The organism is Mesorhizobium sp. M0292 (genome assembly GCF_040321695.1).
GTDB lineage: Bacteria > Pseudomonadota > Alphaproteobacteria > Rhizobiales > Rhizobiaceae > Mesorhizobium.
In genome coordinates this window covers 327998-340640 of the sequence record NZ_JAMYSB010000004.1, presented here as the reverse complement: position 1 = coordinate 340640, position 12643 = coordinate 327998, and the positions used below count along the sequence as shown (strand labels likewise).

Here is a 12643-nt window from a genome sequence, read left to right as displayed (position 1 = left end):
CGTCATTCTGCGCCTTGTGGATGATGGGTCATCGTTGCCGCCGCCGCCGGTAATGCCCTTGGGCTCACCTGTGGCTCGCCGCTGGCTGCGCTCTCAGCAGGCCCCGGACCCGGTGGGAGCGTCTGCTGAACGACCGCTTCGAACAGCCCAGGCTGGACATGACCGAAGGAAGCCGGCGCCACATTTGTACTTTGCCGGGCGAGTTCGCGATAGGCATTGGCATTCAGCACGCCGCCCCCGCCACGCAGCGATGACGCCCAGCGGGTGAAGGCATCGGCTGAAACCGCGCTCACACTGAAATTCATATCCGAGAAGCCGTCGCCGCTGAAGTGCGCCGACTGGCCGAAAAAGCTGCCCTCGCGGTCGGCCTGCAGATGCAATTCGGTCTGCATGCCGTTCATGACGTAGACCATGCTGCCAAGCTGGGGCACGAAGAACGTGTTCATCACGCTGGCCGAGGTCAACTTGAAACGCACTGGAACACCGGCGGGGATAACCAGTTGATTGACAGCACCCACGCCCTGCTCGGGATAGAGGAACAGCCATTTCCAGTCGAGCGCCACCACCTGAATGTCGAGCGGCGGCTGGCTAGAAGGGATCGGTTTGCGTGGATCGAGCTGATACGATCCGTAGTAGATCAGCCCGCCAATGAACAGGATGGTGAGCGTCGGGATCGACCAGACGATCAACTCCACGCGTCCCGAATAGGTGAACTCCGGGTTATAGCGGGCGTTGCTGTTCGAGGCGCGGAACTTCCAGGCGAATGCCAGAAGCGCAACAAGCGTGGGAACAACGATCACCAGCATCACCGCCAGCGAGTTCAAAAGAATCGTGCGATTGCCGACGCCAATTGGTCCTTGGGGATCGAGCACTCCCCCCGCGCAACCGGGCAAGAATGCGCCTCCTAGGATACAGAGCAGTTGGCGTGTCAACTTAGGGCTGGATGGCAACAACACCGGTTCTGCAATCTCTCTTTGCGGGAACGCGTGCTAGGGCATGCGTTCATCGGGTTTCCATCTGAGCCTCCCCATGGCGCGGAACCTCGCGGCACTTCGCGGGGTGTCGCCCCCTGAGCGAGTGCCCCAACTGTCGCCGGCCGGGTTTGTTCCGCTGGACCGAGTTACTCTGTCCGATGGTCCCGCGTTCGCCAATCCGACCATAATTTCAGAACGATGGAGGCTCGATTGGCCTAGCTATCGGCGACGCTGGCTCGCGCACGAATTTCAATTTCGGCGGGACGGCGAATACCCTGAATCGCTCAGCCAGATTATCGAGAGCCTGACGCATGCCCACTCCCGCAGCAGCCGCACCGTGTCCACTGATGACCATCTGGGGGCCCAAGGCAGCCAGATGCTTCACGGACCTTTCCGCTGCATCCCAGTCTGGCGTGAAATAGCGCGGCGGACCGTGCATCTCGAGATCCTGAATGGCGACTTCATAGACCGACTCCTGACCGGTGGTGATGAAAGCGTCTCCTACGATGAGCGAGCGGTCTTGCTCGCGCCAGAGCGAGATATGCCCAGGGGCATGTCCGGGTGTGTGCAGCCATTGCCATCCGGGCATTCCGGGGATCGATCCATCGGCGGGCAAGGGTTGCAAACGGCTGCCAAGATCGATTGGCCCGCGTGGAAAAAGCGGTGAAAGCAGCGCCATCAGTCCACCCCCAACCCAGGGATCCGGTGGCGGATAGGATGTGGTTCCGTCCAAATAGGGGTGCTCGAGCGGATGGGCGAAGACAGGCACGTCCCAGCCATTTGCGAGTTCTAGAACCGTTCCCACATGGTCGAAATGGCCATGGGTCAGGATGATTGCAGCCGGCCGTGCGTTGACGCCGAACCGCTTTTCCGCGACCGCAAGAATGCTGCTGCGGGATGTCGGCAACCCGGTATCGATCAGCACCCAGTTCCGATCTCCGCTGCCCGGTGCGCCGAAGAACACGACATTGACGATTGCTAGCCGCAAGTAACCCAGGTCCGGTGCGATGCTCCAAGCGCCGTCGCCACGATCCTCGCGCCTGGCGTGGTCGATCTCGGAAAGTCGAATCTGAACGGTCATGTGATCCCATGCCTCTGTTGTTGCCGAGCAGCCGCTCGAGTGGATGACGGCGGCGGTACATCGCCCCGAACTTGGGACGGGCCTCCTTGTTCCTCATTTGCACGCGGCGCCCGGACAGTTCACCACCGGAACAAAGGCTCTACCAATGGGTTCGGCACTACCGGCCACGCAAGGACTAGCTGGACTGAGCAACGAACATGGGGCGCGCCCGACTGAATTCGGTATTTCGCCAACGCGGTTCCCGGTCCGGACAAGGCGGCCGAGTTCGAAGCCGATTGCCCAAAGGAGACTTCGAAAAATGAGCGAAGTGGGACGCCAGACGGAGGCCTCGGTTCCGGAAGCTTCGCGCTTCGCCAGTTTTTTCATGGCAGGCTTTGAATGCTCCTCGCACCGGCGCAAGGACGGCGTTCGCCTCGATCTTATTCGTGCGACCTCGCATAATTTGCATGCCCTGGGCGACTACCGCGGCTGCGCCGAACTCGGCCTTCGCACGATCCGCGACGGCCTGCGTTGGCATTTGATCGAAACCGCTCCCGGAACCTATGACTGGTCAAGTTGGGCGCCAATGGTGGAGGCAGCCCGATCGGCAGGTGTTCAGGTAATCTGGGACATCTTTCACTACGGATCTCCGGACCATGTCGATCAGGGCTCGCTGCATTTCATCGACGCCTATGCCTCGTTCGCGGCAGAAGCCGTCAAGGTACACCGTTCGATCACCGGAACATCGCCTCTGTTGTGTCCCATCAACGAAATCTCCTTTTTCGCATGGGCTGTCGAGGTCGGCTATTTCCCGCGCGTGGGGCCGAACAAACGTGGATGGTTCAAGCGGCACCTCGTGAAGGCCGCCATCGCGGGTGTTCGTGCAATGCGGGAGATCGACCCCGCCTGCAGATTTGTCTGGGCCGAGCCGCTTATCCATATCGCCCCTCGTGACCGGACCCGCAGCGAACGGCGCCGGGCCGAAAACGCCCGACAGGGGCAGTTCGAAGCTTACGACATGTTGCTGGGCCGCGTCGAACCTGAGTTGGGCGGGAGCGAAGATGTTGTCGATGTCGTGGGCTTGAATTTTTATCCGCACAATCAATGGTACGTAAACGGGCCGACGATTCCGATGGGACACCACGAGTACCGCGCCCTGTCGGAAATGTTGCTAGAAGTTGCCCACCGCTACGGTAAGCCGATGTTCATTGCGGAGACCGGTTCCGAGGGATCCGGCGGGCCGGCTTGGCTCCACTATGTCTGCGACGAGGTGCGTTCCGCAATCAGTCTCGGAGCGCCGATCGAGGGTATTTGCCTGTACCCGATAACGGCCTACCCGGGCTGGGACAATTCGCGACATGCCGAGGTTGGTTTGTTTTCCGTCATCCAGGCTGATGGCAGGCGACACCTGCGCAAACCCACAGCAGATGAACTGGCCCGTCAGCAAGCTCTTCTCGTGGCGGACACGACGCCTTGAAGAGGCCTCAAACGAGGGAGGGGCGGGCGAGCGTCTGTTTCGAAACGCCGCCCGCGCCGGTGCGGTGCATCAGCTTTTTGCAGTCGCCCCGGCCTCGCGCAGCCTGGCATACCGCATGGTAACGTCGCTCAGATTTTCCTTGAGCCAGTTGGCCATGGCTTCCTCTTCGTTCAGGTTCTGCTTGAGGGCCCTTTCAGCATCCTGGAAGCCCCCGGCGTCGGCCAGTACCAGCAGCGAATTGTAGGCAGCAATCTCGTAGTTCTCGAATGCGAAATTCGCCAGGCTGTTCTTGATGATCTCGTCGCCGGCCATCGAATGTCCAATGGCGGCCACGCTGCCAACCATCGACAAGGCAGTGTCCTTGAGGGTGGAGTGCTCCTCACCAAGGCCCTCCAGGACGGACTCGAGTCTCGTGATCTGGCCTTCGGTTTCCTGAATGTGCCGGCGCAAGCGATCGGCCACCTCCGGATAGTTCTCTATGCGCTCGACCTGAGGCTTCATGATCGACAGCGCTTGATTTTCCATGGCGTGCGCGTTGCGCAAGCCGACGATAAATATCTCACGGCTTTCCGAGTTGAAGTTTGTATCCATCGAGTTTCTCCTTCTGATACCCGCCCGATCTTCCGTCTTGGAAGAAACTATCTTCTCGGCTCGGCCAACAACGGCTCCTCCGTGCGTGCCCAGACCGGGAGGCTTTTTTGGATGCGCGCGAAAGTGGCCAGAGCCTGTCCGACTACCTGGTCCATGTTGTAATAGCGGTAAGTTGCAAGCCGGCCGACAAACCACACGTCTGGGCAGCTTGCCGCGAGCGCTTCGTAGCGCTTGTAGAGCACTTCGTTTTCGGGCCGGGGCACGGGATAGTACGGATCCCCGATGTCCGTGGGGTATTCGTAGGTCAGGCTGGTCCGCGAACTTTGCTGGCCGGTCAGATGTTTGTACTCGGTAATGCGCGTGTAATCTTCCGTCTGGGGATAATTGACCACGGCAACCGGCTGAAATTGCTCGCAATCCAGTGTAACGTGCTCGAAACGAAGCGAACGGTACGGAAGGTGCCCGAGCTGCCAGCCGAAATATTCATCGATCGGGCCGGTATAAACCATGCGCCTGAACGGTATCTTCTCACGAATTTCACGGAAGTCGGTCTGCAGCATGATCTTGATGTTTGGATGATCGAGCATGCGTTCGAACATCCGCGTGTACCCGCCGGCCGGCATTTTCTGGAAGCTGTCGCTGAAATAGCGGTCGTCACGGTTGGTCCTGGTCGGCACTCGTGCCGTCACGGATTTGCTCAGCTGACTGGGATCGACGCCCCATTGCTTTCTTGTGTAGCCGCGGAAGAATTTTTCATAGAGCTCGCGCCCCACGGTGCTGACGACGACGTCCTCAGCCGTTCGGACATCCTCCACCGTTTCGCGTCGCGACGCGAAGAAATCCTCCAGCTGTGCCGAGGTCAGGTCTAGCCCGTAAAGCCGGTTGATGGTGTCGAGATTGATCGGGATGGGAACCAGTTGCCCGTCCACGGCCGCCAACACCCTGTGCTCGTACGGCCGCCATTGCGTGAACTGCGAAAGGTGGTCCACGATCGTTTGGCTGTTGGTGTGGAAGATGTGCGGGCCGTAGCGATGGATGAGGATGCCGGCTTCATTGTAGCAGTCGTAGGCGTTGCCTCCCACATGGCTGCGGCGATCGATCAGCAAAACGCTTTCCTGACGCTGCGACGCTATCCGTTCGGCAAGCACACTGCCGGCGAAACCCGCGCCGACGATCAGCCAATCGAACATGGCTATGCACTCCTGCGAAGGGGCACGACCTTCTTGCGTTGGTAGGCGCGCTCAATGTGAGCTGCCATGGCATTCCATGTCCGTTCCCAGGACATGTCCGCAAGATAGGCATCGACTTGCTGCAGGAGCATCTGACGCGGTCGCGAAAGGACGGAGCGCAGCTTGATTTCCAGATCGTCACAGTCGGCGATTTCCACCAGCCCGGCAGCACCGTAACTGCGCACCACGTCGACGATTGCCGTCGAGATCACCGGCAGACCCGCCGCGAGAAATTCCGGCGTCTTGGTCGGGCTGATGAAACGCGTCGCCTCGTTGAGGGCAAACGGCATCCATCCGGCGTCCCAATGGCGCAGATAGTCGGGCAGATCGCAGTAGGCTTTCGGGCCAAGCCAATGAAGGTTTTCGGCTTGCGGCAGGCTTGCAGGGTCGATCTTGACAACCGGACCGAGCATGACGAAATGCACGTCCGGCATTGTCTTTGCCGCTAGCGCCACGAGATCGACGTCAAGCCGCTCGTCGATGACGCCGAAATATCCAACCCTCGGGGAAGGAATGCCCGCCTGGTCGGCTGGGTCCCTTCCTGGCCGTCTTGCGGTGTGAAAGTGCCTCACATCGATGCTGCTCGGAAATGGAAAGATGGCGGGATGGAGGTGACGCTTGGTCTCGAACAAGCTTAGACCACCGGTGAAAACCAGATCCGCGCGACGCAGAAGCGCCTTTTCCATCTGGCCCAGCTCGGGGGGCGCATTCCTGAACGCAGAGAGTTCGTCCATGCAGTCATAGACGCATATGTCTGGGTCGAGGAATTCCGTAAAGCGAAGAGCCATTGGGGTGTAGTACCAGGCGATCAGCCGGCTATGCGGCATAGAAGCGATGGTCTGCTGCACAAATCTCCGCTGGACGGCATCTGCTTTCGCGGCCGACGTGCCAAGCGGCAGCACTGGTGTGACAATCAGAATGTTTTCCGATGCCACGCTCGTCCGCATCAGCGGCTGCGGCAATTCTTCGAAAACGGGTTCTTCAAAGTAGACCACTCTCTGCTGAGCGGATGCGAGAGTGAGGAGATGCTGCGGACGCTGGTGAACAAAATTCCATCGTAAGTGGGAGAAGCAAACCAGTATATTTTCGCGACGAACATATTGACTGCCGGTTACCCCGCCAAAGGCCGCTTCCATTGACATACTCCCTCTGTGACACTATTTATGTTACGATTAACATTTGTTAATCGCGAATGGAGAGAACTACTTAGTTCCAGCTCCTAACTTTCGATCAGGTGAGTTGTTCCAACTGAAATGAAGAAGGCCCGGTCGCCCGCTTGGTCCACGCACGAAGCGGGATCTGGGTGCGGAGGCGAGGGCGGCTGTCGGAACCCGGCCGCCACTGAAAGCGTGGTTGAACGACGAATGCTGGTGGACAGCGGCATTGCCGTATTTGCGTTGAACTCGTTGGCTATAGAATGTGCCTAACATCAATGATTCGCCTGTATCTCTGCGCGTCTCCGACTGCCGAGGCGAATTCCGGGGCTGACATGAACATCAACTTTGAAACCAACGTTTTTCCACTGTTTCATCCGCAAAGCGTGGATGATCTCAAGGACCCGTGTCCTGTCTTCGATGGCCGTGTCTGGCACGTCTTCGGGTCAAGCGGCACGGTCACCACCGAGACGTGGAGAATCTTGCATGCCACGGCGCCCGATCTTTATGGGCCGTGGGCCGAGCATGAGCCGATCGAACTTCCAATCAACGGTACTGGTGTTGCGGCTCCCGGTGTGACCCACGAGTGCGGCGTCTTCCACATGTTCATCCAGACAGAATTCATGAAGTCGGGTGGCCGTTGCGAGCATGCGGTTTCCAACGACGGGTTCCATTGGGTAGTCCTCAGTCCGGCCATTCTGGCCATCCCGGACACGGAAGAGGACGGCATTTACGATCCGCATCCAGCAGTCATTGGCGGTGGGCGCTACCTGGTTTATTCGGCTATGCCAAAATTCACCAGGGTGCCTCAGCCCGACATCTATCTGGCACGTAGCCAGTCCGACTCGTGGTTCGGTCCGTGGAAGCGGATCGGCAAAATCCTCGACCACAACGATGTTCCCCACCATAACACCAGAGATGATCCCGACTACGAATGGGGCATTGAGGGCGCGCAACTGATCGAGCTGCCGGACGGCCGGGTGCTTCTCAACGCCACTTGCTTTCTTCCGAATGGCCTTCGGGGAAACCGGCAACGGGTGTTTTTTGCCATCGCCGACGAGGTCAGCGGCCCTTACGTTTCGATCGGCCCGGTGTTGGAGCCAGGTCAACCGGGCGAGAACGGCCACTCGACAGTGATGATCGATGGCAGTCAGCTTTCACTGTTCTACCAGAGCCGGGTTGCCACAACCGATCACCGATGGCGCTATGGTTTGGCCAGATGCGACGTCGCTCTCTTTTCAAAGGTCGCGTGATTCCAGGCTGCCATTAGCGCCTTGAGGCGGATGCGCGTCATGCGGCCATGGAACTCCGGAGGGTTGAAGGTGATCCGCGTCGGTGACGGTAGCAAAGTGTCATCGCGAAATGATGTCAGCCCGTTCGTCAATTGTCTCCGCGCATCGATGACACCGCCAGATGCCCGACTAATGGGCTCATAGCTATTTCTTCGGTCCCTTGACAGGGAATGTCGCGTCGCCGTCTTTTTTGCCGGAGATCACCCGCGGATCGGCGCTGGCGACGCCATCGTTTCCGCCGCCCTTGTGGTCCTTTTCCGACTGACCCTTAGCGTCCTGCTCGGGTGTCCGTCTTGATGTTCGAAGCGTCTTGTCCGCCATCATGGCCTCGCGTTTGCCATCCAAACTTCCGGCAATTTCGAAAGTTCCACCGCTTTAGCAAGCCGAAGGACCCAGTGAGTTGGAACGTCGTGGCGGGACGTGAGTTGTAAGCGAGGATATTCACCCGCAGGAGGACGCTTATGGCTAACCGCCGAGAGCAGCAGACGGACCTCACGCCCGCCGAGGCAACAGACCGCATCTGGGAACTCGCCGAGGACATCGACGTCTGCATGTTTGTGACCTGGGACGGCGAGTACAATCGAGCCCGTCCGCTATCTGCGCGTGTGGTCCGTGAAGAAAACGCCATATACTTCCTCGTCAATGACGACAGCGCCAAGAGCAAGCAGCTGTCGACCTATCCAAAGGTCACATTGGCCTGGAGTGACAACAGCCACTACAAATACGTCACGATGTCAGGCCCGGCCACAGTGACAAATGACAGGGAAAAGATCGCCGAGCTCTGGGAGAAAACTGACTCAGCCTGGTGGGATAATGCCGATGATCCCGAGATTCGTCTGATAACGGTCAAACCCGACGAAGGCGAATTGTGGGACAGCCCGGGGCTAATGATGGCTACCGCAACGATGGTGTTTGCGGCCGTTACCGGCGCCAAGCCGAATGTGGGCGACAACGCAAAGGTCGAGCTCTGAGCGAGCGGCTAAACTAACCTCTGCTTTAGAGGCAGCGTCGATGAGCATTTTGGAAACCAGCAAGAAAGTGATCGAGAACGTCACCGGTTTCGCAAGACCGCGCAAGCAAGCTGTCGCCGGATTTGTGAGGCAGCGAAAGTCGAATGAGTTCTGGTTCAAGGATGATGGACTTGTACCCAATCATCCAGCATGGCCGCTCGTCGTTTATCGAGGCGCCGTCGAATTGCCCGAAGGACTTGATCCAGCAGCCGTCATGGAGGTGCTTTTCGATGCAAACGGATGGGGCGATAGCTGGCGAAACGGCATCTATGATTACGTTCACTATCATTCGCAAATACACGAGGTTCTGGGCATTGCCCGCGGAAATGCTGAAGTCCGGTTTGGGGGCAAGAAAGGACGAACGCTGTCGCTGAAGGCTGGCGACGTCGCGGTCCTCCCGGCAGGCACCGGGCACCAATGCCTCTCGGCATCCGATGATTTTTTGGTTGTCGGCGCGTATCCTCCATTTGGGACTTATGACGAATGTAGGAGCAAGGATCAGCATAGCGATGCGCTCGCAACCATCCCCAAGGTGGGGCGTCCGCGCAAGGATCCTGCATATGGTAGCCAAGGTCCGCTTCTGAAAAGTTGGAAGCGCTAATGCATGTCGCTCAAAAGTGGCTCCGGTTTTGAGACGAAGAGATGCATAAAACAAAGACCCAAAGCGCGCGTTTTCTGAGTCCGTTCAAACGCGACGCGCTTTAGTCGTCGGGGTCGAAAGCCTTGGCAACCGCGTCTTTCTCAGCCTGCGGCAGGACTGTCATTGTGAGAATGAAGGCTGACAGCAGGAGACAGACGCCATTCGTGATTATGATCGGCCACTCTGCCTTCATGATGCCGAAGGCCAGCCACAAGGCGAAGCCCAACACAGTGATGGCATACATCGGTGCGGAGATGCCGCTTGTCTCTCGTGTCCTGATGATTTTCCAGGCTTGCGGGGTGAAACTGCTCATCGAGCAGACGGTCGCGAGATAGCCGATGAGCGTGACTGTCTGCATGGAAGCGGCCCTGACCTACGTCGCAGATACGCGCTTGAGATCAGATACGCGGACCACGCCGTGCTGGCTGACAAAGGTCAGGGTGGGGTCCGTGCTCTGGCTCTGCGAAACACCGGATATGCGATGGTCGCCTGTGTCATAAATCTCCATCTTTCCATGATCGTCGATGACCAGGCGGCTTTGCTCAGGAAACGCTGCGTAGCGCATATTGTTTTGAGAACCAGCGGCAGACGGGCTCCCAAACTCCTCAGGCCACCATGAGCCGGCGTGGGCCATAGCTGCAGAACGATAGCTCGTGTCGTCGCGTTGTGGCTTGGCGGGATGATCGCGCAGGTAGGCCGAGAGCTCCGCCGCGATAGTGTTGAGCTTCGCCTTGAGGCTGTCATCGAACATGTCGCCGACCATCGTCATGCCGGAGGACCATTGTGACATTCCTCCGAAGTCGACGTGGCTGAACTGGGCCATGGTTCCACCACCACGCCGCAACGCCTCAAGGACAGCCATGACAGCGCCATCAGTGACGCCATGCTGGCGTGCAAGGCGCGCAATCAGTTCAGCTTCCTTTTGAGTGTTTGTCATCATTGCGTCCTTTGAATCGCTTGGCGCCGGCAGTCCTCATTGTTGACGATAGACATGCGCGGCCAAATGTAATCACGAAGGAGCGCCACCAGGTCTTCAGGCTCCTTGCCGAGGAAGCTCAATCAAGTTCTATCCAGGCTGGCGCATGATCGCTCGGCTTGTCCCACGCACGCGTTTCGGCATCTACTCCGGCATTCTTCAGGCGATCCAATAGGGATGAACTCAGCAAGAGATGGTCCATCCGAAGCCCGGAACTCCGATCGTACCCGCCGCGGTAGGAGAAGTTCCAATAGGTGTAAATTCCCTTTTCTGGATGAATGCGACGGACGGCATCGATCCAGCCCTGAGCAAGCATTTCGGCGTACGCGCTCCGGCTCTCGGGGAAGTAAACGGCATCGCCAACCCAGCGCCCCGGCACCGCCGCGTCGATCGGGCCTGGAACGACGTTATAGTCGCCGCACAGGATGGTCGGTGAGCTATCGCCGAGCAGCACCTGGCCATAGGTGATCAAACGTCGGAACCAGCGAAGTTTGTAGTCGAACTTCGGCCCCGGCGCTGGATTGCCATTGGGCAAATACAGGCAGCCGACAACAAGCCCATTCACATCTGCCTCGATGTAGCGGCTGTGCGAATCGCCGGGATCGCCCGGCAGACCTCGACGACGTTCCAGCGGCTCAATCCCGCGAGCGAGGATTGCCACGCCATTGTAGGACTTCTGTCCGTGCCAGATTGCGCCATAGCCGGCGTTTCTAATCGCATCGACGGGAAATTTTTCGTCAGAGGTCTTCAGTTCTTGAAGGCAGACGATGTCATAGCCGGTTTCGCCAAGCCACTTGAGAAGCACTGGCAGTCGGCCGTTGACGCCATTGACGTTGAAGGTTGCGATGCGGGTCATCTCGACGATTTAACGTCTTTGCGCCGCTTCGATGCGACATAGAGTCGGTAGCCAAATCTTGCCTTTTGTCATCGTCCATCTGCATTTTTGCTCGAAGCATTGGTCCTTTGACCGGAAGCAGCGGATGTCTTTGCATCTTTGGAATGCGCGGCAATTGCCGGACCCGCGCCGGTAGCTTTCCGCATATCGCCGCTCCCCTTGCCGTCAGTCGATTTCTTGCTCAACAGTCCTGAGAAATATTTTCCAAAGAAGCCCATCCGACTCTCCATCTTGGCGCTCATTCGGCGGCTTTGCGGGCCCTGAACTCATCTCTGCGCTCTTCTCGCAGCTGCCGAGGATCGCTGCGCGAACCGCCAAGCGCGCGGCGCCTGACCAGCGCGGCCGAACACTCAAGCAGGAAACATTCCAGTCCTTTGTAGATATGCGTGATCATGTCCTTCATCTCCCGGGACCGCCTCGGCACATGGGTCGCCGAGGCGGTTGGGTAGGCGATCAATCAAGCCGCTTTCCGTTCTGCCGCTCGTTCGTTGACGCCGGCTTCACCGAGGGCAGTCAACGCCTCGTCGGTGGCCTTCTCCTCTTCAAGTGTCGCATTGAGGAGCGCAACCACGTCGTCCTTGCCGAGCGTCGTAGCCCAGGCGATCAGGGTTCCATACCTGGCGATCTCGTAGTGCTCCACTGCTTGCGCGGCACCGACGAGCCCTGCATCGAGCGAAGTCGAACCCTTGTACTCCTGAAGGATTTCAGATCCTTCCTCCAGGATGCCGTCGATCGCCGGGCAGGTTTTGCCGCGCGCGGCAGCGCCGAGAATCTCGAAGACCTCCTCCAGACGTTCGACCTGCCCCTCGGTTTCAGCGAGGTGCTTCTCGAATGCTGCCGAAACTTGCTCTTCGGATGCGCCTTTGGCCATCTTCGGCAAGGCTTTCAGAATTTTCTTCTCGGCATAGTAGATGTCTTTGAGGCCATCGAGGAAAAGGTCCTCCAGGTCCTTGTTGTTGCCATTGGCTTTCTTGGCAGTGGGCATTGTGCCGTCTCCTCTGTTGAAAATTGCCCGTCGCGAGCATTTTCTTAACTCGGAAACCCGAACCCGGTTCCGGCATAATGGAGATATCTAAATTTAAGGGGTCGTGCGCTTCAGTGAGAACAACGACCACGTCATTCTCGTCGAAGAGCCGCGGCGGGGCGCACGCCATCGGGCTCTCGCCAACAGTTCACGGTGTGAGGGGCTGGCACTACAGGAGAAGCAAGTTCCGCGGCGGCAGCAGAGCAGTCGGGGCAACGCCTCTCAAGCCTCCTTACCGCTCTGCAGCCGCTTGATTGCTGGGCCCCGCTTGCATCCAGGAATTGGGTGATTGGACGCTGCGTATGCAACCAGAATACCTCA

At 58.5% G+C, this 12643-nt stretch carries 16 protein-coding genes; 4 read left to right on the top strand and 12 right to left on the bottom strand.

What is annotated here, in order from left to right; translation table 11 throughout:
* Nucleotides 1–2: 2 nt before the first annotated feature.
* The gene (gene cyoA / locus NKI96_RS08520; RefSeq protein ID WP_050586850.1) at nt 3–893 is read right to left on the bottom strand and encodes a ubiquinol oxidase subunit II; all 891 of its coding nucleotides are present in this window, start codon (nt 891–893) and stop codon (nt 3–5) included.
* Nucleotides 894–1164: 271 nt separating this feature from the next.
* Entirely contained in the window at nt 1165–2055 is an 891-nt protein-coding gene (locus tag NKI96_RS08515; protein ID WP_023668030.1) for an MBL fold metallo-hydrolase, read from the bottom strand.
* Between the two features lie 298 nt (nt 2056–2353).
* Between NKI96_RS08515 and NKI96_RS08510 the strand changes: the two genes are divergently transcribed.
* A complete protein-coding gene (locus NKI96_RS08510) occupies nt 2354–3511 on the top strand; it encodes a hypothetical protein (RefSeq protein ID WP_023691420.1) in 1158 nt (385 codons plus the stop codon).
* A 69-nt stretch (nt 3512–3580) separates the two neighbouring features.
* Here the strand turns inward: NKI96_RS08510 and NKI96_RS08505 are convergent, their stop codons facing one another.
* The 3 genes from NKI96_RS08505 to NKI96_RS08495 are packed head-to-tail and all read right to left on the bottom strand — an operon-like array spanning nt 3581 to nt 6467.
* Nucleotides 3581–4102 (bottom strand): ferritin-like domain-containing protein, encoded by a 522-nt coding sequence (locus tag NKI96_RS08505; protein WP_023687824.1) that lies wholly within the window; start codon nt 4100–4102, stop codon nt 3581–3583.
* Between the two features lie 47 nt (nt 4103–4149).
* Entirely contained in the window at nt 4150–5292 is a 1143-nt protein-coding gene (gene glf / locus NKI96_RS08500; RefSeq protein WP_023754459.1) for a UDP-galactopyranose mutase, read from the bottom strand.
* A gap of 2 nt (nt 5293–5294) precedes the next feature.
* A complete protein-coding gene (locus NKI96_RS08495; protein WP_023704621.1) occupies nt 5295–6467 on the bottom strand; it encodes a glycosyltransferase family protein in 1173 nt (390 codons plus the stop codon).
* A gap of 353 nt (nt 6468–6820) precedes the next feature.
* On the opposite strand from NKI96_RS08495, the gene NKI96_RS08490 reads away from it, so the two are divergent.
* Nucleotides 6821–7738 carry a glycoside hydrolase family protein gene (locus NKI96_RS08490; RefSeq protein ID WP_023700021.1) on the top strand — a complete coding sequence of 306 codons (918 nt, stop codon included), beginning with the start codon at nt 6821–6823 and terminating at the stop codon, nt 7736–7738.
* A gap of 183 nt (nt 7739–7921) precedes the next feature.
* Here NKI96_RS08490 and NKI96_RS08485 read toward each other — a convergent pair whose 3' ends face one another.
* Nucleotides 7922–8098 (bottom strand): hypothetical protein, encoded by a 177-nt coding sequence (locus tag NKI96_RS08485; RefSeq protein ID WP_155922451.1) that lies wholly within the window; start codon nt 8096–8098, stop codon nt 7922–7924.
* A gap of 140 nt (nt 8099–8238) precedes the next feature.
* Between NKI96_RS08485 and NKI96_RS08480 the strand changes: the two genes are divergently transcribed.
* A complete protein-coding gene (locus NKI96_RS08480) occupies nt 8239–8748 on the top strand; it encodes a pyridoxamine 5'-phosphate oxidase family protein (RefSeq protein ID WP_023712198.1) in 510 nt (169 codons plus the stop codon).
* 40 nt (nt 8749–8788) lie between these two features.
* A complete protein-coding gene (locus NKI96_RS08475; protein WP_023668038.1) occupies nt 8789–9388 on the top strand; it encodes a cupin in 600 nt (199 codons plus the stop codon).
* A 100-nt stretch (nt 9389–9488) separates the two neighbouring features.
* Here the strand turns inward: NKI96_RS08475 and NKI96_RS08470 are convergent, their stop codons facing one another.
* From NKI96_RS08470 to NKI96_RS08445, 6 genes are all read right to left on the bottom strand, one after another.
* Entirely contained in the window at nt 9489–9785 is a 297-nt protein-coding gene (locus tag NKI96_RS08470; protein WP_023687830.1) for a SemiSWEET family sugar transporter, read from the bottom strand.
* 15 nt (nt 9786–9800) lie between these two features.
* On the bottom strand, nt 9801–10364 hold the full coding sequence (locus NKI96_RS08465) for a hypothetical protein (RefSeq protein WP_032902380.1): 564 nt from the start codon (nt 10362–10364) through the stop codon (nt 9801–9803).
* Nucleotides 10365–10482: 118 nt separating this feature from the next.
* Entirely contained in the window at nt 10483–11259 is a 777-nt protein-coding gene (gene xth, locus NKI96_RS08460; RefSeq protein ID WP_023821871.1) for an exodeoxyribonuclease III, read from the bottom strand.
* Between the two features lie 68 nt (nt 11260–11327).
* Entirely contained in the window at nt 11328–11540 is a 213-nt protein-coding gene (locus NKI96_RS08455) for a hypothetical protein (protein ID WP_245260612.1), read from the bottom strand.
* Nucleotides 11537–11692: a hypothetical protein gene (locus NKI96_RS08450; protein ID WP_155921618.1), complete on the bottom strand. Its 156-nt coding sequence runs from the start codon at nt 11690–11692 to the stop codon at nt 11537–11539. The genes NKI96_RS08455 and NKI96_RS08450 overlap by 4 nt, the downstream gene beginning before the upstream one ends.
* Nucleotides 11693–11755: 63 nt before the next feature.
* A complete protein-coding gene (locus tag NKI96_RS08445) occupies nt 11756–12283 on the bottom strand; it encodes a YciE/YciF ferroxidase family protein (protein WP_023681150.1) in 528 nt (175 codons plus the stop codon).
* Nucleotides 12284–12643 lie beyond the last annotated feature (360 nt).

Bases quoted from the DNA above. Each gene is read 5' to 3' on its own strand.
- NKI96_RS08510 (WP_023691420.1), top strand. From the start codon at position 2,354: ATGAGCGAAGTGGGACGCCAGACGGAGGCCTCGGTTCCGGAAGCTTCG.
- xth (WP_023821871.1), bottom strand. From the start codon at position 11,259: ATGACCCGCATCGCAACCTTCAACGTCAATGGCGTCAACGGCCGACTG.
- NKI96_RS08470 (WP_023687830.1), bottom strand. From the start codon at position 9,785: ATGCAGACAGTCACGCTCATCGGCTATCTCGCGACCGTCTGCTCGATG.
- NKI96_RS08465 (WP_032902380.1), bottom strand. From the start codon at position 10,364: ATGACAAACACTCAAAAGGAAGCTGAACTGATTGCGCGCCTTGCACGC.
- NKI96_RS08485 (WP_155922451.1), bottom strand. From the start codon at position 8,098: ATGGCGGACAAGACGCTTCGAACATCAAGACGGACACCCGAGCAGGAC.
- NKI96_RS08455 (WP_245260612.1), bottom strand. From the start codon at position 11,540: ATGAGCGCCAAGATGGAGAGTCGGATGGGCTTCTTTGGAAAATATTTC.
- NKI96_RS08490 (WP_023700021.1), top strand. From the start codon at position 6,821: ATGAACATCAACTTTGAAACCAACGTTTTTCCACTGTTTCATCCGCAA.
- NKI96_RS08505 (WP_023687824.1), bottom strand. From the start codon at position 4,102: ATGGATACAAACTTCAACTCGGAAAGCCGTGAGATATTTATCGTCGGC.
- NKI96_RS08445 (WP_023681150.1), bottom strand. From the start codon at position 12,283: ATGCCCACTGCCAAGAAAGCCAATGGCAACAACAAGGACCTGGAGGAC.
- NKI96_RS08495 (WP_023704621.1), bottom strand. From the start codon at position 6,467: ATGGAAGCGGCCTTTGGCGGGGTAACCGGCAGTCAATATGTTCGTCGC.
- NKI96_RS08475 (WP_023668038.1), top strand. From the start codon at position 8,789: ATGAGCATTTTGGAAACCAGCAAGAAAGTGATCGAGAACGTCACCGGT.
- glf (WP_023754459.1), bottom strand. From the start codon at position 5,292: ATGTTCGATTGGCTGATCGTCGGCGCGGGTTTCGCCGGCAGTGTGCTT.
- NKI96_RS08450 (WP_155921618.1), bottom strand. From the start codon at position 11,692: ATGATCACGCATATCTACAAAGGACTGGAATGTTTCCTGCTTGAGTGT.
- NKI96_RS08480 (WP_023712198.1), top strand. From the start codon at position 8,239: ATGGCTAACCGCCGAGAGCAGCAGACGGACCTCACGCCCGCCGAGGCA.
- NKI96_RS08515 (WP_023668030.1), bottom strand. From the start codon at position 2,055: ATGACCGTTCAGATTCGACTTTCCGAGATCGACCACGCCAGGCGCGAG.